Origin of the sequence: Accumulibacter sp. (genome assembly GCF_029255285.1) — a bacterium.
Taxonomy (GTDB): domain Bacteria; phylum Pseudomonadota; class Gammaproteobacteria; order Burkholderiales; family Rhodocyclaceae; genus Accumulibacter.
This window is the reverse complement of record NZ_JAPUVI010000002.1, coordinates 43,904-61,642: the sequence shown is the minus strand read 5'-3', so window position 1 is coordinate 61,642 and position 17,739 is coordinate 43,904. Positions and strand designations below refer to the sequence as shown.

General features: G+C 62.5%; 20 protein-coding genes. 8 read left to right on the top strand and 12 right to left on the bottom strand.

From position 1 onward, the window contains the following. Positions 1-18: 18 nt before the first annotated feature. The 4 genes from lipA to Q1M07_RS00375 form a co-directional block, all read right to left on the bottom strand. Entirely contained in the window at positions 19-1,011 is a 993-nt protein-coding gene (gene lipA / locus Q1M07_RS00390; RefSeq protein WP_300449201.1) for a lipoyl synthase, read from the bottom strand. After that, complete coding sequence (gene lipB / locus Q1M07_RS00385; protein WP_300449241.1) at positions 1,008-1,622, bottom strand: lipoyl(octanoyl) transferase LipB; 615 nt, start codon at positions 1,620-1,622, stop codon at positions 1,008-1,010. Before lipB ends, lipA begins: the two co-directional genes overlap by 4 nt. 62 nt (positions 1,623-1,684) lie before the next feature. Further along, positions 1,685-1,954 carry a DUF493 domain-containing protein gene (locus tag Q1M07_RS00380; RefSeq protein ID WP_300449200.1) on the bottom strand — a complete coding sequence of 90 codons (270 nt, stop codon included), beginning with the start codon at positions 1,952-1,954 and terminating at the stop codon, positions 1,685-1,687. A gap of 10 nt (positions 1,955-1,964) precedes the next feature. After that, on the bottom strand, positions 1,965-3,098 hold the full coding sequence (locus tag Q1M07_RS00375) for a D-alanyl-D-alanine carboxypeptidase family protein (protein ID WP_300449240.1): 1,134 nt from the start codon (positions 3,096-3,098) through the stop codon (positions 1,965-1,967). A gap of 199 nt (positions 3,099-3,297) precedes the next feature. On the opposite strand from Q1M07_RS00375, the gene Q1M07_RS00370 reads away from it, so the two are divergent. Beyond that, on the top strand, positions 3,298-4,221 hold the full coding sequence (locus Q1M07_RS00370; RefSeq protein WP_300449199.1) for a GAF domain-containing protein: 924 nt from the start codon (positions 3,298-3,300) through the stop codon (positions 4,219-4,221). On the opposite strand, the gene Q1M07_RS00365 is transcribed toward Q1M07_RS00370, so the two are convergent. The 6 genes from Q1M07_RS00365 to Q1M07_RS00340 form a co-directional block, all read right to left on the bottom strand. After that, positions 4,222-5,235 (bottom strand): septal ring lytic transglycosylase RlpA family protein, encoded by a 1,014-nt coding sequence (locus Q1M07_RS00365; protein ID WP_300449198.1) that lies wholly within the window; start codon positions 5,233-5,235, stop codon positions 4,222-4,224. 41 nt (positions 5,236-5,276) lie between these two features. Next, the gene (gene rodA, locus Q1M07_RS00360) at positions 5,277-6,383 is read right to left on the bottom strand and encodes a rod shape-determining protein RodA (protein ID WP_300449197.1); all 1,107 of its coding nucleotides are present in this window, start codon (positions 6,381-6,383) and stop codon (positions 5,277-5,279) included. A gap of 3 nt (positions 6,384-6,386) precedes the next feature. Beyond that, positions 6,387-8,282 (bottom strand): penicillin-binding protein 2, encoded by a 1,896-nt coding sequence (gene mrdA / locus Q1M07_RS00355; protein WP_300449196.1) that lies wholly within the window; start codon positions 8,280-8,282, stop codon positions 6,387-6,389. Positions 8,283-8,371: 89 nt separating this feature from the next. Continuing rightward, positions 8,372-8,893 (bottom strand): rod shape-determining protein MreD, encoded by a 522-nt coding sequence (mreD, locus tag Q1M07_RS00350; protein WP_300449195.1) that lies wholly within the window; start codon positions 8,891-8,893, stop codon positions 8,372-8,374. Positions 8,894-8,897: 4 nt separating this feature from the next. After that, on the bottom strand, positions 8,898-9,830 hold the full coding sequence (gene mreC / locus Q1M07_RS00345; RefSeq protein WP_300449194.1) for a rod shape-determining protein MreC: 933 nt from the start codon (positions 9,828-9,830) through the stop codon (positions 8,898-8,900). Between the two features lie 48 nt (positions 9,831-9,878). Next, on the bottom strand, positions 9,879-10,922 hold the full coding sequence (locus Q1M07_RS00340; protein ID WP_300449193.1) for a rod shape-determining protein: 1,044 nt from the start codon (positions 10,920-10,922) through the stop codon (positions 9,879-9,881). 104 nt (positions 10,923-11,026) lie between these two features. Here Q1M07_RS00340 and gatC point away from each other — a divergent pair, with 104 nt between their 5' ends. The 3 genes from gatC to gatB all read left to right on the top strand — a co-directional run bounded on the left by gatC (position 11,027) and on the right by gatB (position 14,358). Next, positions 11,027-11,323, top strand: a complete 297-nt coding sequence (gene gatC / locus Q1M07_RS00335) for an Asp-tRNA(Asn)/Glu-tRNA(Gln) amidotransferase subunit GatC (RefSeq protein WP_300449192.1) — start codon at positions 11,027-11,029, stop codon at positions 11,321-11,323. Beyond that, the gene (gene gatA / locus Q1M07_RS00330) at positions 11,320-12,804 is read left to right on the top strand and encodes an Asp-tRNA(Asn)/Glu-tRNA(Gln) amidotransferase subunit GatA (protein WP_300449191.1); all 1,485 of its coding nucleotides are present in this window, start codon (positions 11,320-11,322) and stop codon (positions 12,802-12,804) included. Before gatC ends, gatA begins: the two co-directional genes overlap by 4 nt. 93 nt (positions 12,805-12,897) lie before the next feature. Beyond that, the gene (gatB, locus tag Q1M07_RS00325; protein WP_300449190.1) at positions 12,898-14,358 is read left to right on the top strand and encodes an Asp-tRNA(Asn)/Glu-tRNA(Gln) amidotransferase subunit GatB; all 1,461 of its coding nucleotides are present in this window, start codon (positions 12,898-12,900) and stop codon (positions 14,356-14,358) included. 43 nt (positions 14,359-14,401) lie between these two features. On the opposite strand, the gene Q1M07_RS00320 is transcribed toward gatB, so the two are convergent. Both Q1M07_RS00320 and pyrE read right to left on the bottom strand, forming a co-directional pair. Then, positions 14,402-15,031, bottom strand: a complete 630-nt coding sequence (locus Q1M07_RS00320; protein WP_300449189.1) for a hypothetical protein — start codon at positions 15,029-15,031, stop codon at positions 14,402-14,404. Beyond that, complete coding sequence (gene pyrE, locus Q1M07_RS00315) at positions 15,015-15,674, bottom strand: orotate phosphoribosyltransferase (RefSeq protein ID WP_300449188.1); 660 nt, start codon at positions 15,672-15,674, stop codon at positions 15,015-15,017. The genes Q1M07_RS00320 and pyrE overlap by 17 nt, the downstream gene beginning before the upstream one ends. A 43-nt stretch (positions 15,675-15,717) precedes the next feature. On the opposite strand from pyrE, the gene Q1M07_RS00310 reads away from it, so the two are divergent. The 4 genes from Q1M07_RS00310 to Q1M07_RS00295 all read left to right on the top strand — a co-directional run bounded on the left by Q1M07_RS00310 (position 15,718) and on the right by Q1M07_RS00295 (position 17,701). After that, positions 15,718-16,518 (top strand): exodeoxyribonuclease III, encoded by an 801-nt coding sequence (locus tag Q1M07_RS00310; protein ID WP_300449187.1) that lies wholly within the window; start codon positions 15,718-15,720, stop codon positions 16,516-16,518. A 138-nt stretch (positions 16,519-16,656) separates the two neighbouring features. Beyond that, positions 16,657-16,977 carry a YqjD family protein gene (locus Q1M07_RS00305; RefSeq protein WP_300449186.1) on the top strand — a complete coding sequence of 107 codons (321 nt, stop codon included), beginning with the start codon at positions 16,657-16,659 and terminating at the stop codon, positions 16,975-16,977. Between the two features lie 15 nt (positions 16,978-16,992). Beyond that, the gene (locus Q1M07_RS00300; RefSeq protein ID WP_300449185.1) at positions 16,993-17,400 is read left to right on the top strand and encodes a phage holin family protein; all 408 of its coding nucleotides are present in this window, start codon (positions 16,993-16,995) and stop codon (positions 17,398-17,400) included. Then, positions 17,381-17,701, top strand: a complete 321-nt coding sequence (locus Q1M07_RS00295; RefSeq protein ID WP_300449184.1) for a YqjK-like family protein — start codon at positions 17,381-17,383, stop codon at positions 17,699-17,701. Before Q1M07_RS00300 ends, Q1M07_RS00295 begins: the two co-directional genes overlap by 20 nt. Positions 17,702-17,739 lie beyond the last annotated feature (38 nt).

Sequence of the window (17,739 nt, the reverse complement as noted above, 5' to 3'; positions counted from 1 at the left end):
TGGCAACACGAAGCGCCGTCAGGCGACGCCTGCCCGGTGCGCCTGGGCATCGGCCCAGTAGCTCGAACGGACCATCGGTCCGCAGGCGGCGCCGGTGAAACCGAGGTCGATCGCCTGCTGCTCGTACATCCGGAAAACCTCCGGATGGACGTAACGCGCCACCGGCAGGTGGTGCGGTGACGGCGCCAGGTACTGGCCGATGGTCAGCATCTCCACGTTATTGGCCCGCAGATCGCGCAAAACCTCCAGGATCTCGTCATCGGTTTCGCCGAGGCCGACCATCAGCCCCGACTTGGTCGGCACCTGCGGATAACGAGCCTTGAAAGCCCTCATGAAGGCCAGTGAGTGCGCGTAGTCGGCGCCCGGACGAGCCTGCCGATAGAGCCGCGGTACGGTCTCCAGATTGTGGTTGAGGACATCGGGCAGCGACTGCCCGAGCAACTCGATGGCCACCTCAAGGCGGCCTCGGAAATCGGGAACGAGCGTCTCAATGGTCGTCGCCGGCGACTTTTCGCGTACCGCCCTGATGACGTCAACAAAATGCTGCGCGCCGCCATCACGCAGATCGTCCCGGTCGACGCTCGTGATCACCACGTAGCGCAGTTCGAGTCGGGCAACGCTGTCGGCAAGATGAGCCGGTTCGTCAAGGTCGGGCGGCAGCGGCTTGCCATGTCCGACATCGCAGAAGGGACAGCGACGGGTGCAAATGTCGCCGAGAATCATGAAGGTCGCCGTACCGCGCCCAAAACACTCGCCGATGTTGGGGCAAGCCGCCTCCTCGCAAACCGTATGCAGCTTCTGCTCGCGCAGCATTTTCTTGATCTCGCCGAAACGGCCGGCGTCGTTGCCGGCCTTGACGCGAATCCAGTCGGGCTTGCGCTGCGCGGCTTGCGGGACGATCTTGATCGGGATGCGCGCCGTCTTCAGCTCGCCCTTTTCCTTGATTCCAGCGACCGGGGACGTCGCTCTGGGTAGGAGCAGACGCCCACCATCCTCACTCTCACGGCTCATGGCCAGCGCTCCAGTTGTCTTTCGAGGCACCTCGCCAGTGCCACCTCAGCGGCCGCCGGCGTCAAGGAGATGCCGAGGTCGCGCGTCTGCGTCACCGGCATACCGGGATAGCCGCAGGGATTGATCGCCGCAAACGGGGAGAGGTCCATCGCGACGTTGAGACTGACGCCGTGGTAGCAGCACCCCCGGCGCACTCGCAGACCAAGGGCCGCGACCTTGGCCGAACCGACGTAGACTCCCGGCGCGCCGCTCTGCCGCCGGGCGACCGTACCGTGCTCCGCCAGGAGGTCGATCACCGCCTGCTCGATCGAGAAAACCAACTCACGCACCGCGAGCCTTCGCCTGGCCAGATCGAGCAAGAGATAAACCACCACCTGGCCGGGCCCGTGGTAGGTAATCTGACCGCCGCGATCAGACGGCACCAGGGGTATCCCGCGGTCGCTAAGCAAGTGCTCGCGCTTACCCGCCTGACCCAGCGTGAACACCGGTGAATGCTCGCAGCACCACAGTTCGTCAGCCGTTTCGTCGGTGCGCGCCGCGGTAAACTCGACCATCGCGGCCCACGTCTGCCGGTAATCGGTTCGCCCCAGATGGCGCACCCGGATTTTCACCCGGCCCCGCCCATCGGCCGGGGCCACGGTCGTCGCACCGGGCGCCCCGTTCGCCGAAGGACTCAAAATAGGATCCTGACCAGCGGATGGCTGCTCAGTTCCCGGTAGAGCGCGTCGAGTTGTTCTCGGCTGGTGGCGCTGATCGTACAGGTCAGGCTGACGTACTTGCCAGCCGACGAAGAGCGCATCTCCATCGTCGCCCCGTCGAAATCCGGTGCGTGTCGCAGGACGATCTCGAGCACTGCCTGCGCCAGTTCGCCGCCGGCCAGCCCCATGATCTTGAGCGGAAAGGCACAGGGAAATTCGAACAGGTCCGAACTTTCATCAACCATCGGGCGGACGTTAGTTGAACCACAGACGAACGGTGTCGATCAGGCGCCCGACGATTCCGGCGCTCGGTACCGCCTCGAGCGCCAGGACCGGATAATCCCCGAACGGCTTGCCGTCGACACTGACCTTCAAGGTGCCAAGCGCCTGACCCTGCGCCACCGGTGCCATCAAGGGCTGCTGCGAAACCAGCTCGGTCCTGATCTTGGGACCGAATCCCTTGGGTACCGCGATCACCAGATCGTTCACGAACCCGAGCTTTACCGAACTTGCCACCCCCTTCCAGACCCTCAGCGAGGATACCGCTTCGTTCTTCGCATAGACCTGTACCGCATCGTAGAACTGGAAGCCAAAACTGAGCAGTTTGAGCGACTCCTGAGCACGAACCTTGTCCGATGCCGCGCCGAGAACCACCGACACAAGGCGCCGCGGACCGCGTTTGGCCGACGAGACGAGACAGTATCCAGCCGCCTCGGTATGGCCGGTCTTCAGACCGTCGACCGTCGGATCGATCCACAACAGACGATTGCGATTCGGCTGCGTGATGTTGTTGTAGCGAAAATCCTTCAGCGAGTAGTACTTGGCGTACTCTTCGGGAAAGTCGCGAATCAGCGCGCCCGCGAGGGTGGCGAGGTCGCGTGCCGTGGTGTAGTGTTGCGGGTCAGGCAGACCGCTCGCGTTGCGGAAACTGGAGTCTTTCATGCCCAATCGCTGGGCCTCGCGATTCATCAATTGCGCGAAATTCTCCTCGTCACCAGCAATCGCTTCGGCCAGAGCAACGCAGGCGTCGTTCCCCGACTGCACAATCATTCCCTTGAGCAAGTCCTCGACCCTGACCTGGGTACCAACCTGAATGAACATCCGCGAACCGCCGGTCTTCCACGCTTTCTGCGACACCGGCACGGTCTGGTCGAGCTTCAGCGTACCCTGCTTGAGCGCCGCGAAGCTCAGGTAGGCAGTCATCAACTTGGTCAGGGATGCCGGTTCCAGACGCTGGTCTGGGGCCTGCGACGCCAGTTCCTGTCCGGACGCGGCCTCGATCAACAACCACGAGCGCGCCGCGAGCACCGGCGCGCTCGGAGCCTGCTGGGCAAGAGCCAGAACGGGAAGGTAGAGAACGGCGACCAGCAGGCGGCGGAAGATAGTCATGACCATGACGGCATTTTTAACAAAGGGCAGATTATAGCAAGCGGGAACAAGGTGGCCTGTACGCGTTTGTGACGACTTCCGACGCGAGATTCCTGCCTTCCGTGACATACTGCCTACTCTGGCAGCGGCCCTGGAGCTTACGATTAATGCTGTTTATGGCTTGCGCGCCTACCCGCCGGTGGCGCGGCGCGGAGTGTCAATGTTGCCGCCTTTTCGACCTCTTTCGAGTTCCCTTGACCTGCAGGGCGCGTTTGCACAGCTATCGCGGGACGGATTTGCCAGTTGCAGCCTGGACGAAACCCTTCGCCAGTTGACCGCCGCGACAGCGCGCATGCTCAACGTTGAGCGGGTCGGTCTGTGGGGCCTGACGGCGCGGCGCGCCAGCCTCGAGTGCATCGACCTCTACGAACTCTCCCGCGACCGCCACAGCAGCGGGGTGACGCTACACGCGGCACGCTACCCCGAGTACTTCCGGGCGCTGGTACGTGGCGAGCCGATCGTCGCCGACGATGCGATGAAACACCCATCGACGCAGGAATTCGGCGAAGACTACCTGCTGATGAACGGCATCAGCGCCGTGATCAACTCACCGATTCACGTCAACGGTGAATTGCAAGGCGTGCTCTCCATCGAGCGTGTTGGCCCGCATTCGGCCTGGACATCGGTCCAGCGGCTGTTCTCACACGCCATCGCCAGCCTGGTGAGCCTGGCGCTGCTGCAATCCCAACTGGCACTGATGGAAGAGGAACTGTGTGACGTCAAGCATCTACGGCGCGCCTTGTTCAACGGCACGCGTGATGCGATCCTGATCTCAGACGCCAGTACCGGGCATGTGCTCGACGCCAACCCGCAGGCGGAGAAACTGTTCGGACGACAACTGCAGGAACTCCTCGGCGTTCTGCAGAGCGAGCTGCATTCAGCTGGTGACGGGGACGACATGCGCGAGCTGTGCCGGCTACTGGTCGGGAAGGAGCGCAGCGAAGCCGTCCTCAGCGAGATCATCAATGGCGAGGGCAAAGCGATCCCGGTCGAGTTCACGGGCCAGATCGTCGAGCTCCAAAAAGGCAAAGCGATCGTCCAGGGAGTCTTCCGGCCACTGGATTCGGCGACCAGCGGCGCCTGATCAGCGCGTTACGAAAGTCGGCTTGTAGCCCAGCGCCAGGCGAATCCGCTCGGCCACTTTTTCGGCCTCGACACGACTCGGGTAAGGGCCCAGATGAACACGGTGCATGCCGCCACCGGCATGGATCAGAATTCCCTCGCTGAGCCACTCCAGTTCGCGCGTCAGATGGGAACGCAAACTTTCGGCGTTCTCGACACTGGCGAAAGCGCCGAGTTGCAGGAAGACTCCCCGCGCGGCAGCCGATGACGACGCTGCCGCGGGCGTTGACGTCGATTCCCGCGCTGCAGACGGCGCGGCCGCCTTGTCAAGTCCCAGCTGCGTTGCCAGAAGCCCTATCTCGTCGCGCTCCGTCGACGCACCGACAGTCTTGAGCGAACCGGCGAGCGGCGCCAACTGGGCGTAGCTCATCGTCGATCCTCCTTCCGGCAAGATCGACTCGACGTCGACCAGGGCGCTGCCATTGTCCACGTAGCCGAGGCGATAGGCAGCGAGGTAGGAGAGGTCGATGACGCGATCGGCGTGGAAAGGGCCACGGTCGGTGACACGCACAACCACGGACTTGCCGTTGCCGACGTTGGTCACCCGCGCGTACGAGGGGATGGCCAAAGTCGGGTGAGCGGCGGTCATCGAGAACATGTCGTAGGGCTCGCCGATCGACGTCTTCTGGCCATGGAATTTCTTCCCGTACCAACTCGCCACGCCGCGCTCCCGATGTGGTCTGAGGCTGGTCTGCGGTTCATAGGCCTTGCCCAGAACGATATATGGACGATTGGCGAAGCGGTGCAGCGGCTCCAATCTCGGCTGGGCATCGGGAATTTCGTCCAAGTTGTCGGGAATCTGGTCGCCCGGTCCGTCGTCCTTGTAATAGGCGCCGCCGCGTTTTTGAACGACCGTCGACTTTCTGGCCGTCTTGCCGACGGTGGGTGGCGCCTCTGCCGTCCGCGCCGACGGTTCCGGCGGCCTCGGCGGCTGGCCGCCGCAGGCGACGAGCAAGCTGGCAGACAGCCACGCCACCCCGCAGCGCCAGTGAGCGGCGAAACGCGCTTGCCGGTGCCTCATTGCCTGACCAGCATGCGATGCGTCTGGATGCTCATCAGGATCCCGATGCCGATCGACAGCGTTACCAGTGCGGTTCCACCGTAACTCATGAACGGCAGGGGAACGCCGACCACGGGCAGAATGCCACTCACCATCCCCATGTTGACAAAAGCGTAGGTAAACAGGCTCAGGGTGATCGATCCGGCCATCACGCGGGCGAAAAGCGTCGAAGCATTGGCGGTGATCATCAGGCCACGACCGACCAGCAGAAGGTACAGCATGACCAGGACGGCGTTGCCGAGCAAACCGCGCTCTTCGGCAAAAACGGCAAAGATGAAGTCGGTGTGCCGCTCGGGGATGAACTCGAGGTGCGTCTGGGTACCGGCCAGCCAGCCCTTGCCGAAACTACCACCGGACCCTATGGCAATGGTCGACTGAATGATGTGATAGCCCGAACCCAGCGGATCGCTGCTCGGATCGATCAAGGTCAGAATGCGTTTGCGCTGATAGTCGTGCAGCAGGGTCCACACGAAAGGCGCCGCGGCAGCGGCAGCGCCGGCGAGTCCGATGATCACCCGCCATGGCAGGCCGGCAAAAAAAAGGACGTAGAAGCCGGCCGCGCCGACGAGAATCGCCGTTCCAAGGTCAGGTTGCTTGGCGATCAGCGCAAACGGCAGCAGGAGCAACAGGCCGGCGACTACATAGTGGCGAAACGTCAACAGCGCCTCGTGCTTATGAAAGTACCAGGCAAGCATCAGCGGCACGCCGAGTTTCAGGAGTTCGGACGGCTGGATGCGCGTGAAACCGAGCGACAACCAGCGCCGCGCACCATTCACCTTGACCCCGAAAATGAAGACGAGAATCAGCAGGATCACGCCGAGGATGTAGAGCGGGACACCGAAGCGCATCAGTTTCTGCGGCGGCAACTGCGCCACAGCCCACATCGCGCAAAGCCCCACCGCCATGTTCAGCGCTTGCCCCAGGACGCGATTGCTGGCATCGTAAGTGGCGCTATAGACCGTCGCCAGCCCGGTGGCCATCAATGCTGCAGTCACCAGCAGCAAGGGCACGTCCAGATGTTCGACCAGACGCTTTCGAGCACGCAGCAGAAACGAATGGAGCATCGGCTAATCGTCCTCCACATCGTCTTCGGGAGCGGCGCCCTTGGGCAGTTTACCCAGCAGGTAGTAATCGAAAACCATGCGCGCGATCGGCGCCGCCGACTGGGCACCGAAGCCGCCGTTTTCGACCAGCACGGCAAGCGCTATTTTCGGCTGATCGACCGGCGCGAAAGCGATGAACAGCGCATGATCACGCAACTCCTTCTTCACCCTCGAAGCCTTGTAGTCGGCGCCCTTGAGGCTGAAAACCTGCGCCGTTCCGGTCTTGCCGCCGGATACATAGCCAGCACCGGCAAAGGCGCGCGCGCCAGTACCCTGGGTATTGACTCCAACCATTGCCTTCTTGATCACCTCTACATGCTGACGCTTCCACGGCAGAACACGTAACGGCTCGGGCTCGATCATCGTTTTCTCGCCGCTACGGCTATCCGTAATGTAGCGCACAAGGTGCGGGCGAAACATCACGCCGTTGTTGGCGACGGTGGCCATCGCCTGCGCCAGCTGAATCGGCGTGTACGCGTTGTAGCCCTGACCGATGCCGATCGACACCGTTTCGCCGGCGAACCACTTCTGTTGCTCGGGTCGCCTGAAACGGCGCTTCTTCCATTCGGGCGAAGGCAGGACTCCCTCCGATTCGCCCTCGATGTCCACCCCGGTGCGCTGTCCGAAACCCAGCTGGCCCATGAAACGTGCGATGCTGTCGATCCCCATGTCGTTGGCCAGCACGTAGTAGTAGGTATCGCAGGAATGGACGATCGACTTGTACATGTCGACCTGTCCGTGGCCGCCTTTCTTGTCGTCGCGAAACTGATGTCCACCGAAGTTGAAGAAGCCGGGGTCGGAGATCGTTTGTCCGGGTGTGCGCTTGCCGGTCTCGAGTGCCGCCAGCGCCATGAATGGTTTGAAGGTCGAGCCCGGCGGATACGCCCCGTTGAGTGCGCGGTTGAGCAAGGGTCTGTCGGGCGAGTTGTTGAGTGCATCCCAGTCGTCGGTGCGAATGCCGTCGATGAAGAGATTGGGGTCGAAAGTGGGCGTGGACACGAGCGCCAGGATGCCACCGGTCGACGGCTCGATCGCCACCAAGGCGCCGCGACGGTCGCCGAATGCCTTTTCGGCCATCTCCTGCAAACGACTGTCGAGCGTCAACGTCAAGTTGTTGCCCTGCACCGGTGCTGTCCGCGAGAGGTTCCTGATCGCCCTGCCGCCGGCGTCGATCTCGACCTGCTCGTAGCCCGTCTCGCCGTGCAACTCGAATTCATACTTCTGCTCGATACCGGTCTTGCCAATGTGGTCGGTGCCCTTGTAGTTTGCTGCCTGCTCGCTTTCTTCGATGACTTCCATGTCACGCTTGTTGATTCGGCTGATATAACCGATGGCGTGCGACGCTACCGCGCCAAGCGGGTACTGGCGGAAGAGGCGCGCCTTGACCTCGACGCCGGGAAAACGGTAACGATGAGCGGCAAAGCGGGCCACTTCTTCCTCACTGAGGCGCGAGCGAATCGGCAGGCTTTCGAACGTCTTGCTCTCTTCGAGCAACCGGCGGAAACGTTTGCGATCCTTGGGCTGGATTTCGATCACCTTGCTCAGGCCATCGATCGTGGCATCGAGATCGTCGACCTTGGACGGCGTGATCTCGAGCGTAAAGGCCGAGTAGTTGCGCGCCAGGACGACTCCCTTGCTGTCGACGATCACCCCCCGATTGGGAACGATGGGAACGAGTGAGATCCGATTGTCCTCGGCGCGCGTCGTGTAATAGTCGTGCTGAACGACCTGCAGGTGGAAAAAGCGGCTGACGAGCAGGACGAACGCAGCGACCACCGCGACTCCGGCCAGCGCGACCCGGAAGCGGAAACGGTCGAGTTCCCGATCCGGTGCGTTGAGCGACGATTGACCAGCGCGCAAGCCTGGACCCTCAAGGACGGCAAGGCACCGGCGACCGCCGATACGAAACCCGCCGCCGAAGTCGGCCGGCGCGAAGCAGGTTTAGCGGACTACAGAGGCCGATTGGCATCGCGATCCACCGGTTGGTGCTGCGGCAGCAGGAGAAGGAAGGTCAGCAAGGGCCACAACAGTGCGGCCAGCAAGGGTCCGAGAAAGTAGACCAAGCCTGGAAAATCGGCACCGACCAGGGTGCGCACGCAAAGCTGAACAAACTGCACCAGCAGCAGCAAGGGAAAGACGTGCAAGGCTTGCTGTCCGAGCGGAAACCACAGAATTCGCCTTGACAGTGACGACCCGCCGTAAGCCGCGAGAACATAGGCCAGTGCGTGCTGCCCAAGCAGACTGGCGTCGGCAACGTCCATCGCCAGACCGAACAGAAAGGCCAGACCCATGCCCACGCGGCGCGGCTCGCGAACGCTCCAGAAAACGATCACCAGGGCCAGCCAGTCGGGCACGCCGGGCGACGCGACCGTGGGCAGAAAATTCAGCAGCAGTGCGATCAGCAGGCTGACACCGATGAACCACGGCCGAACCGGCAGCAGGATACGCGACGATGAGTAACTGGTCTGCACTTGCTCAATCCCTTTTTATGCGCTTCTTCTTCGCCGGCCCCGACTTCGCCCCGGGCTTGGCATCCCGACGCGCGGCCTCGCGCGCCAGTTCCTCGGGCAAGGCAAGAGCCGGGCGCGGCTCGAGGACCATGACTTCGCTGAAATTCTCGACGCCGGCGAGCGGCATACAGAAGATCCTGGCGAACGAGTAGGAGGTGTCGCGTTCGATGTGCACCACCTTGGCGACCGGGAAACCGGGCAGGAAAACGCCATCGAGACCTGATGTCACCAGGACATCGCCATTCTGGACGTCGGCGTTGGCCGGCAGAAAACGTAACTCGAGTTGTCCGTTCCCGAGACCGAAGACGACCGAACGCAAACCGGTACGCACGATCTGCACCGGGACCGCCTGTTCCTTGTCGGTAATCAGGGTCACTTCGGCGACGAAGGGGTATACCCGAGTCACCTGGCCGACGATACCGGCATCATCGATGACCGGCTGCCCGGCGACCACCTTGTCCTGCTGACCTTTGTCGACGACGATGCGCCGCGAGTACGGATCACGCGCCGCGTAAAGAATCTGTGCCACTTGGCCGCTTGCCTGCTGGCGTTCTTTGACGCCAAGCAGTTTGCGCAAGCGCTCGTTCTCGACCTCGAGTTGCCGGGTTCGAAGCAAGGTGGTGACGTTGTCGAGCCGACCACGCTTCAACTGGGCATTTTCTTCCTGCAGGCGCGCCAGGCTGACAAAGTAGTCAGTAGCATTGTCGATCACCTGTGCCGGCAGGTGAGCGAACTGCTGCGCCGGGTGGGTAAACATCGACAAGGCCTGGCGCAGCACTTCCAGGGTCTGCAGACGCGCATCGACAATCAGCAGCACAGCCGACAGAGCGACGTAGAACGAGAGCAATGCCACGGGTGCCGGCCCGCGCTTGAAGAACGGTGGCGGCTGGTGATCCATCAGTCAGACATCGAAGCTGGCGACGCGCGGCGAAGGCGCCGCTCGAGGTCAATCGGACGCGAAAATGCTGCCCAGATTGTCCATCTTCTCGAGGGCCAGACCGCAGCCTCGCGCGACACAGGTCAGCGGCTCCTCGGCGACAATCACCGGCAGGCCGGTCTCCTCCATTAGCAAACGGTCGATATCACGCAGCAGTGCTCCGCCACCGGTCAGCACCATCCCCTTGTCGGCAATGTCGGCTCCGAGTTCGGGCGGCGTCTTCTCGAGCGCCGACTTGACCGCCGAAACCACGCTGTTCAGCGGCTCGGTCAGCGCTTCGAGGATCTCGTTCGACGAAATGGTGAACTTGCGTGGGATGCCCTCCGCCTTGTTGATTCCCGAAACTTCCATCTCGCGCACTTCGGCCCCCGGAAAGGCAGAACCAATCTTCTTCTTGATGTTTTCCGCCGTGTTTTCACCGATCAGCATGCCGTAATTGCGGCTGATGTAGTTCATGATCGCCTCGTCGAGCTTGTCGCCACCGACGCGCACCGAACCAGCGTAGACCATTCCGCCGAGAGAAATGACGCCGACTTCGGTCGTCCCGCCGCCGATGTCGACCACCATCGAGCCGGTCGGCTCGGCAACCGGCAGGCCGGCACCGATCGCTGCCGCCATCGGCTCCTCGATCAGGAACACCTGGCTCGCGCCGGCGCCGATGGCCGATTCGCGGATGGCGCGGCGCTCGACCTGAGTGGAACCCGAAGGCACGCAAATGATGATGCGCGGCGAAGGCGACAGCAGCTTGGAGTCATGGACCTTCTTGATGAATTGCTTGAGCATCTGCTCGGTCACGGTGAAGTCGGCGATCACGCCATCTTTCATCGGCCGAATGACGGTGATCGCCCCGGGCGCCTTGCCGAGCATCTCCTTGGCCGCCTTGCCGACGGCCTGGATCGTCTTCTTGGAACTCGGCCCGCCTTCGGTACGAATGGCGACCACCGAAGGCTCGTCGAGCACGATACCCTTCGATCGCACGTAGATCAGCGTGTTGGCGGTACCGAGATCGATCGCCAGATCGTTCGAAAAATAACTGCGCAGGAAACTGAACATGCTTGCCAAATCCGTGTTGGCCCCGAACCGAGGGGCTGCGGTGGGAAAAACTTTTATGATACCTTATATGGCTCTCCGTTTAACACCTCAGTGATTTGGCCACCATGTCGCTCACCCCAGAACAGGTCCATCGCGTCGCCCACCTGGCGCGGATCGAACTCAGCGAAGCCGAGGCACACGACACGCTCTGCCACCTGAACGAGATTTTCGCCCTGATCGAAACGATGCAGGCGGTCGATACCCAGGGTGTCGAGCCGATGGCACATGCGCAGGATGTCGCGCAACGCCTGCGTCCCGACCGTGTCAGCGAAACTGATCAACTTGAACAGCGGACCACCTTTCAGGCCGTGGCACCGGAAACCGAGGCGGGCCTCTATCTCGTGCCGAAGGTTATCGAATGATCGAACGCAACCTCACTGATCTCGCACGCGCGCTGGCCACGAAGCGGATTTCCAGCGTCGAGCTGACTCGACTGTATCTCGACCGCATCAGCCGCCACAATCCGCAACTCAATGCCTTCATCACCGTCGACCCGGCCGCCAGCCTGGCTCAGGCACGTGCCGCCGACGAGCGACTGGCGCGTGGCGATGGCGGCCCGCTGACCGGAATCCCGCTGGCACACAAGGACATCTTTTGCGCCAAGGACTGGCTCACCACCTGCGGGTCGAAAATGCTGAGCAACTTCGTCAGCCCCTACGATGCGACGGTGATCGCCCGCTTCAAGGCGGCGGGCGCGGTGTTGCTCGGCAAGACGAACATGGATGAGTTCGCCATGGGTTCGTCGAACGAAACGTCGTTCTATGGAGCGGTCAGAAACCCCTGGCAGCCGGAATGTGTTCCTGGCGGCTCCTCCGGCGGCTCAGCGGCCGCCGTCGCCGCCCGTCTCGCACCAGCGGCGACCGGTACCGATACCGGCGGCTCGATCCGGCAACCGGCCGCGCTATGCGGCCTGACGGGGATGAAGCCCACTTATGGCGTCGTTTCCCGCTACGGAATGATTGCTTTTGCCTCTTCACTCGACCAGGCGGGCCCTCTGGGTCGTTCGGCAGCCGATTGCGCCATACTGCTCAACGCCATGGCCGGCTTCGACGAACGCGATTCGACCAGCCTCGACCGGCCGACCGAGGACTACAGCCGGGCAATCAACACCGCCTCCGGCGCGCGGCCCCTGGCCGGACTGAAGATCGGTCTGCCAGCGGAGTTCTTTGGCGACGGTTGTCATCCGGAAGTGATGAAGCAGGTCGATGCCGCGCTCGCCGAGTACCGCTCACTGGGTGCCGATACGGTCGCCATCCGCCTGCCGAACATGTCGCTTTCGGTCGCCGCGTACTACGTGATCGCACCGGCCGAAGCCAGTTCCAATCTGGCGCGCTTCGATGGTGTTCGCTACGGCCATCGAGCCAGCGATTATCGTGATCTCGACGACATGTATTGCAAGACTCGCGCTCAAGGGTTTGGCGCCGAGGTCAAGCGGCGCATCCTGATCGGCACGTATGTCCTGTCGCATGGCTACTACGACGCCTACTACCTGCAGGCGCAGCGCATTCGCCGCCTGATTGCGAACGACTTCGTCGAGGCCTTCCGGCAATGCGACGTGATTGCCGGGCCGACGAGCCCCAGCACCGCTTTCCGACTCGGGGAAAAAGCGGCTGATCCGGTGCAGATGTACCTCTCGGACATTTACACTATTGCCGTCAACCTGGCCGGCCTGCCGGGAATTTCGATTCCCTGCGGCTTAGCCGGCGAGCTGCCGGTCGGACTGCAACTGATCGGCAACTATTTCGACGAGGCCAGACTGCTCGACGTGGCACACCGTTATCAGCAAGCCAGCGACTGGCACCTGAAATCGCCGACCGGTTTCGGCGAGTGCTCGGCCACGTGATCCGGCGGAGTCTCGTCAGCACCGCTCCCGTGCCCGCTCGTACCGGCGTGCACCGGCCGGCATAGTCTGTCCTTGAATAGCGAGAAAGCCGCGATGAAACAATGGGAAGTCGTCATCGGCATCGAGACGCACGCGCAATTGTCTACCCAATCCAAGATATTCTCGGGTAGTCCGACGGCCTTCGGCGCCGTACCGAACGTTCAGGCCAACGCGGTCGACATTGCGCTGCCCGGCGTCCTGCCGGTTCTCAACCGGGCGGCGGTCGAGTGCGCCATCCGCTTCGGCCTTGCCGTCGATGCCGAAATCGCTCCACGATCGGTCTTTGCGCGCAAGAACTACTTTTACCCCGATCTGCCGAAGGGTTATCAGATCAGCCAATACGAACTGCCGGTGGTCATCGGCGGCCGGCTGGCGATTCAGGTAGCAGAAACGGAGAAGGTCGTTCACCTGACGCGAGCCCACCTCGAGGAAGATGCCGGCAAGTCGCTGCATGAGGAATTGGGTCCTCAGTTCCGCGGCAAGTCGGGCATCGATCTCAACCGTGCCGGAACCCCTTTGCTGGAAATCGTCAGCGAACCCGACATGCGCTCGGCGGCCGAAGCCGTCGCTTACGCACGAGCCTTGCATGCCCTGGTGCGCTGGATCGGGATCTGCGACGGCAATATGCAGGAGGGCTCGTTCCGCTGCGACGCCAACGTCTCGGTACGCCCGCGCGGCCGGACCGCCTTCGGAACCCGACGCGAAATCAAGAATCTGAACTCGTTTCGCTTCATGCAGCAGGCGATCGACTACGAGGTACAGTGGCAGATCGCGACGCTCGAAGAGGGCGGCCACATCGAGCAAGCGACAGTGCTGTTCGACCCGCTGAGCGGCGAAACACGAGCCATGCGCAGCAAGGAAGACGCGCACGACTATCGCTATTTCCCCGATCCCGATCTCTTGCCGCTGGTCATCGATCAGCCGTGGATCGACCGGGTACGCCTGCAAATGCCCGTGTTGCCGGCCGCCAAACGCGATCAGTTGGTCTCCGATTACGGTCTCTCGGCCTACGACGCGAGGATTTTGACGGCATCGCTCGACTCCGCGCGCTACTACGAAGCTGTCGTCGCCGCTGCCGGCAGCGCGAATGCCAAGCTCTGCGCCAACTGGGTAATGGTCGACCTGGCCGCCCGCCTCAACAGGGAGGACTACGACATTGGCCAGTCGCCGGTCTCGGCGCAACAACTCGGTGGCCTGATAGCGCGCATCGGCGACGGGACGATTTCGAACAGCCTCGCGAAGAAGGTTTTCGATGCCCTGTGGAACGGCGAAGGCGAGTCAGCCGACGAGATCATTGCCCGGCAGGGTCTGCAGCAGATCACGGACCAGGACGCCCTGGAAACGCTGATCGACGAGGTCGTCTCCGCCAACCCGGCGATGGTCACCGAATACCGGGCGGGCAAGGAAAAGGCGTTCAACGCGCTTATCGGTCAAGCCATGAAAGCGACCCGGGGCAAGGCCAACCCACAGCGGATCAGCGAACTGTTGCGGCGAAAACTGACCTCAACTTCCTAGCCGCTGTGCGCCAGGATATCCGCCGCCCGCGGCGCAGGCTGACTCAGGGACGCGCCGTGGGCCGCCTGGAGAGTTCGCGGTAACGGCGCAAATCCTCGTCGTACTTCGCGCGCATTGTTTCCTGGTCGCGCTTCTTCGATTCGATCACCGACTCCTGCGCGCCGATCTCGAAATCGGCATCGCGCAAGCCCTTGGCCACCTCCGCCGGCAACTGCCGATTCCGGTAGAACTCCGCCTCGTCCTCGTACTTCTTGCGCTGTCGGCGAATTTCGACGATGCGGTCTTCGGCCGCCTTGATCGCCGCCGCCAGGTCGCGCTCGGCGCGGCCGCGCATCAATTCGATGTCCTTCTCACTGGAGTAGGTGTTGAGCAGCGCCAGATCCTTCCGCTTCTGCTCGTTGAGCACGCGCTCCTGCTCCTTGCGCCGTTGTTCCTCCGCTGCTCGCTGAGCACGCTGCTCGGCGGTCAGCGGCGCGTCCACCTGGCGCGCCGTGCGGCCGGAATCACCCAGTTCCCGATAGGCACGCCCATAACAGGCAGACGGCAAAATATCGCCGCACAGTTGTTTGCCCGACTCATCGTGACAGCAGAAAATCCGCGGGCCAGCGCTGCTCGCTCCGGCAGCGGCCAAGCTGAGCAGCAAGAGAAGAAGGGCTTCAGGTGTTCGGCGCAACGCCGTACTCCCGCCGATAGCGTGCCACCGAAGCGGCCCTCGCGCGCAGTTCGTCGCTCGGCGCGCCTTCCTGGTGCAGAAAAGCCAGCAGATCGTCGAGCGTGGCGACGGCAAGAACCGGCATACCGTAGTCGCGCCTAACCTCTTGCACGGCGGACAGCTCGCCGCTCCCCCTTTCCATGCGATCGAGAGCGATCACCACACCGCAGGGCGTCGCCCCGGCGGCGCGAATCAGTTCGACCGATTCGCGAACCGATGTTCCGGCCGAGATCACGTCGTCGACGATCAAAACCCGTCCCGACAGCGGTGCGCCCACCACCGTGCCGCCTTCGCCATGGTCCTTAGCCTCCTTGCGATTGAACGAGTAGGGCAGATTGCGCCCGCTCCTTGCCAAGGCGACAGCGGTTGCCGCGACCAGCGGGATCCCTTTGTAGGCCGGGCCGAACAGTGCGTCGAAGGCAATCCCGCTGGCGCAGATCGCCTTGGCGTAGAATTCGGCCAATCGGTCCAGCGACCGGCCATCGGCGAAGCCACCGGTATCAAAAAAATAAGGTGACAAACGCCCCGCCTTGGTTCGGAAAGCACCAAAGCGAAGTACGTCCTGCGCGACCGCAAACGCAATAAATTCCTGACGAAAGTCCATAAAAACCGTTTCTCGACCCTGATTATCTCAAGGATAGTCTTCTATGTTACGCATCATTACCTGCAACCTCAATGGTATTCGATCGGCATGGCGAAAGGGCTTCCTGCCGTGGCTCCTCGCGCAGAAGGCCGATGTCGTCTGCCTACAGGAACTGAAGGCTCAGGCAGCCGACCTGACCGATGAAATGAGCGCCCCCGACGGCCTCCACACCTACTACCGCTGTGCCGACAGGCGAGGATACAGTGGTGTTGGACTGTGGTGCCGAAGGAAACCCGACCGGGTGATCGACGTTCTGGAAAGCGCTGAGTTCGACCGCGAAGGGCGTTATCTGCGCGCCGATTTCGGCCCCCTCTCGGTCATCTCGCTCTATCTGCCGTCAGGCTCCAGCTCGGAACAACGGCAGGAAGCCAAGTTTCGATTCATGGAGTTTATGTACCCGCATCTCGTCGGACTGGCGAACAGCGGACGCGAGTTGGTCGTCTGCGCTGACTGGAACATCGCCCATCGAGAAATCGACCTCAAGAACTGGCGAAGCAACGGACGGAATTCGGGATTTCTGCCTGAAGAACGCGCCTGGGTAAGCCGGCTGCTCGAAGCGGGTGGCTGGCACGACGTGTACCGCAAGCTGCATCCGGACAGCACCGAGGAATCCTACACCTGGTGGTCGAATCGTGGTCAGGCGTGGGCCAAGAACGTCGGCTGGCGACTCGACTACCAGTTGGCAAGCGCAGGCATGGCCGACAAGGCCAGACGTGCCGCCGTCTACAAGGCGCAACGCTTCAGCGACCATGCTCCGCTGACCATCGACTACGATTACGCGCTGCCGGCCGACAATAGCGACTGAGCGCCTTTCGTCATGAGCCTTTTCATCGTTTGCATTGATCTCGACTCGGGATTTCTATAATCTGAGCGTCTCCTGGAAGTCGTCTTTCCTGTTGCATCGCCGCTCTTCCCGTCATCATCTTCCATTGTGAGGTCCGTCATGTCCGAAGTTTCCGAACTCTCCAACGCCAACAAGCAAAAACTCGTCTCCGACATGAAGGTCGTGGTCGCCGACGCCGAGGAAATCCTGCGCGCCACCGCTGGAGTTGCCGGCGAGAAGATGGGCGACCTGCGCGAACGTATTGGCGAACGCTTGCGCGACGCCAAACTGCGCCTGGCCGATGCCGAAGCGGCGCTGGTCGACCGAACCAAGGCGGCGGCGCGCGCGACCGATGATTTTGTGCACGAGAATCCGTGGCGCGCCGTTGGCGTGGCCGCGGCGGTCGGCCTGCTTCTCGGTGTAATCATCGGTCGCCGCTAGATTGCCAACGATTTGATGAGCGAACCTCGCGGCAGTGGCGGCGGCCTGTTCGCCGCCGCCAAGAACAGCGCCGCAACGCTGCTCTCTGCCGGACGAACGCGGCTCGAACTCCTCGGTATCGAACTCAAGGAGGAAAAGCTGCGGGCTATCCGCCTGTTGCTCGTCTCGCAACTCCTCGCCTTTTGCTTGGCGCTCGGCACGATTATCGGCGTAGCCTTGCTCGTCGTCGTGTTCTGGGACGATCGCGTCGCCGTACTGGGCGGTTTCTGCGCCTTCTTCTTTGCCATAGCCGGCGTGGCCTACTCACTCCTGCGACGCGCCATTGTGAGCCGGGACCACATGTTCTCGGCCAGCCTGGCGGAGATCGGCAACGACCTCGACGAACTGCAGGCGGTTGCCCGCGATGAAACAAGAGGAAATTGATCTGGCCGTCCGGCGTGGCCGGCTGCTCGAACGGATCAGCATGCAGCGCGGGACGCTTGGCCAGCAACTACAGCCCGTGGGCGACGCCCTGCGCACGGTCGATCGCGGCCTCGCTGGCGTGCGTAGAGGACGCGACTACCTCGGGCAACACCCGGAAATTGTCGTCGCCGGTGCCGCCGCGCTGGTCGTGTTGCAGCCGAAGCGCCTCTGGCGATGGACAAGACGCGGTTTCTTCTTTTGGCGTACTTGGCGCCTGCTGCGCCGACAACTCCACGCGCTTGGCCTGGCCTCGCCACCGTAGCCGGCCAAAGCGACCGCGACCGTCGTTCCACAGGACGC

What these genes read in the sequence shown, in the direction of transcription:
- mreC (WP_300449194.1), bottom strand. Translation starts at nt 9,830, where the DNA reads ATGGATCACCAGCCGCCACCGTTCTTCAAGCGCGGGCCGGCACCCGTG.
- gatB (WP_300449190.1), top strand. Translation starts at nt 12,898, where the DNA reads ATGAAACAATGGGAAGTCGTCATCGGCATCGAGACGCACGCGCAATTG.
- rodA (WP_300449197.1), bottom strand. Translation starts at nt 6,383, where the DNA reads ATGCTCCATTCGTTTCTGCTGCGTGCTCGAAAGCGTCTGGTCGAACAT.
- Q1M07_RS00375 (WP_300449240.1), bottom strand. Translation starts at nt 3,098, where the DNA reads ATGACTATCTTCCGCCGCCTGCTGGTCGCCGTTCTCTACCTTCCCGTT.
- Q1M07_RS00370 (WP_300449199.1), top strand. Translation starts at nt 3,298, where the DNA reads ATGTTGCCGCCTTTTCGACCTCTTTCGAGTTCCCTTGACCTGCAGGGC.
- Q1M07_RS00305 (WP_300449186.1), top strand. Translation starts at nt 16,657, where the DNA reads ATGTCCGAAGTTTCCGAACTCTCCAACGCCAACAAGCAAAAACTCGTC.
- gatC (WP_300449192.1), top strand. Translation starts at nt 11,027, where the DNA reads ATGTCGCTCACCCCAGAACAGGTCCATCGCGTCGCCCACCTGGCGCGG.
- Q1M07_RS00295 (WP_300449184.1), top strand. Translation starts at nt 17,381, where the DNA reads ATGAAACAAGAGGAAATTGATCTGGCCGTCCGGCGTGGCCGGCTGCTC.
- gatA (WP_300449191.1), top strand. Translation starts at nt 11,320, where the DNA reads ATGATCGAACGCAACCTCACTGATCTCGCACGCGCGCTGGCCACGAAG.
- lipA (WP_300449201.1), bottom strand. Translation starts at nt 1,011, where the DNA reads ATGAGCCGTGAGAGTGAGGATGGTGGGCGTCTGCTCCTACCCAGAGCG.
- pyrE (WP_300449188.1), bottom strand. Translation starts at nt 15,674, where the DNA reads ATGGACTTTCGTCAGGAATTTATTGCGTTTGCGGTCGCGCAGGACGTA.
- Q1M07_RS00300 (WP_300449185.1), top strand. Translation starts at nt 16,993, where the DNA reads ATGAGCGAACCTCGCGGCAGTGGCGGCGGCCTGTTCGCCGCCGCCAAG.
- Q1M07_RS00310 (WP_300449187.1), top strand. Translation starts at nt 15,718, where the DNA reads ATGTTACGCATCATTACCTGCAACCTCAATGGTATTCGATCGGCATGG.
- Q1M07_RS00340 (WP_300449193.1), bottom strand. Translation starts at nt 10,922, where the DNA reads ATGTTCAGTTTCCTGCGCAGTTATTTTTCGAACGATCTGGCGATCGAT.
- Q1M07_RS00380 (WP_300449200.1), bottom strand. Translation starts at nt 1,954, where the DNA reads ATGGTTGATGAAAGTTCGGACCTGTTCGAATTTCCCTGTGCCTTTCCG.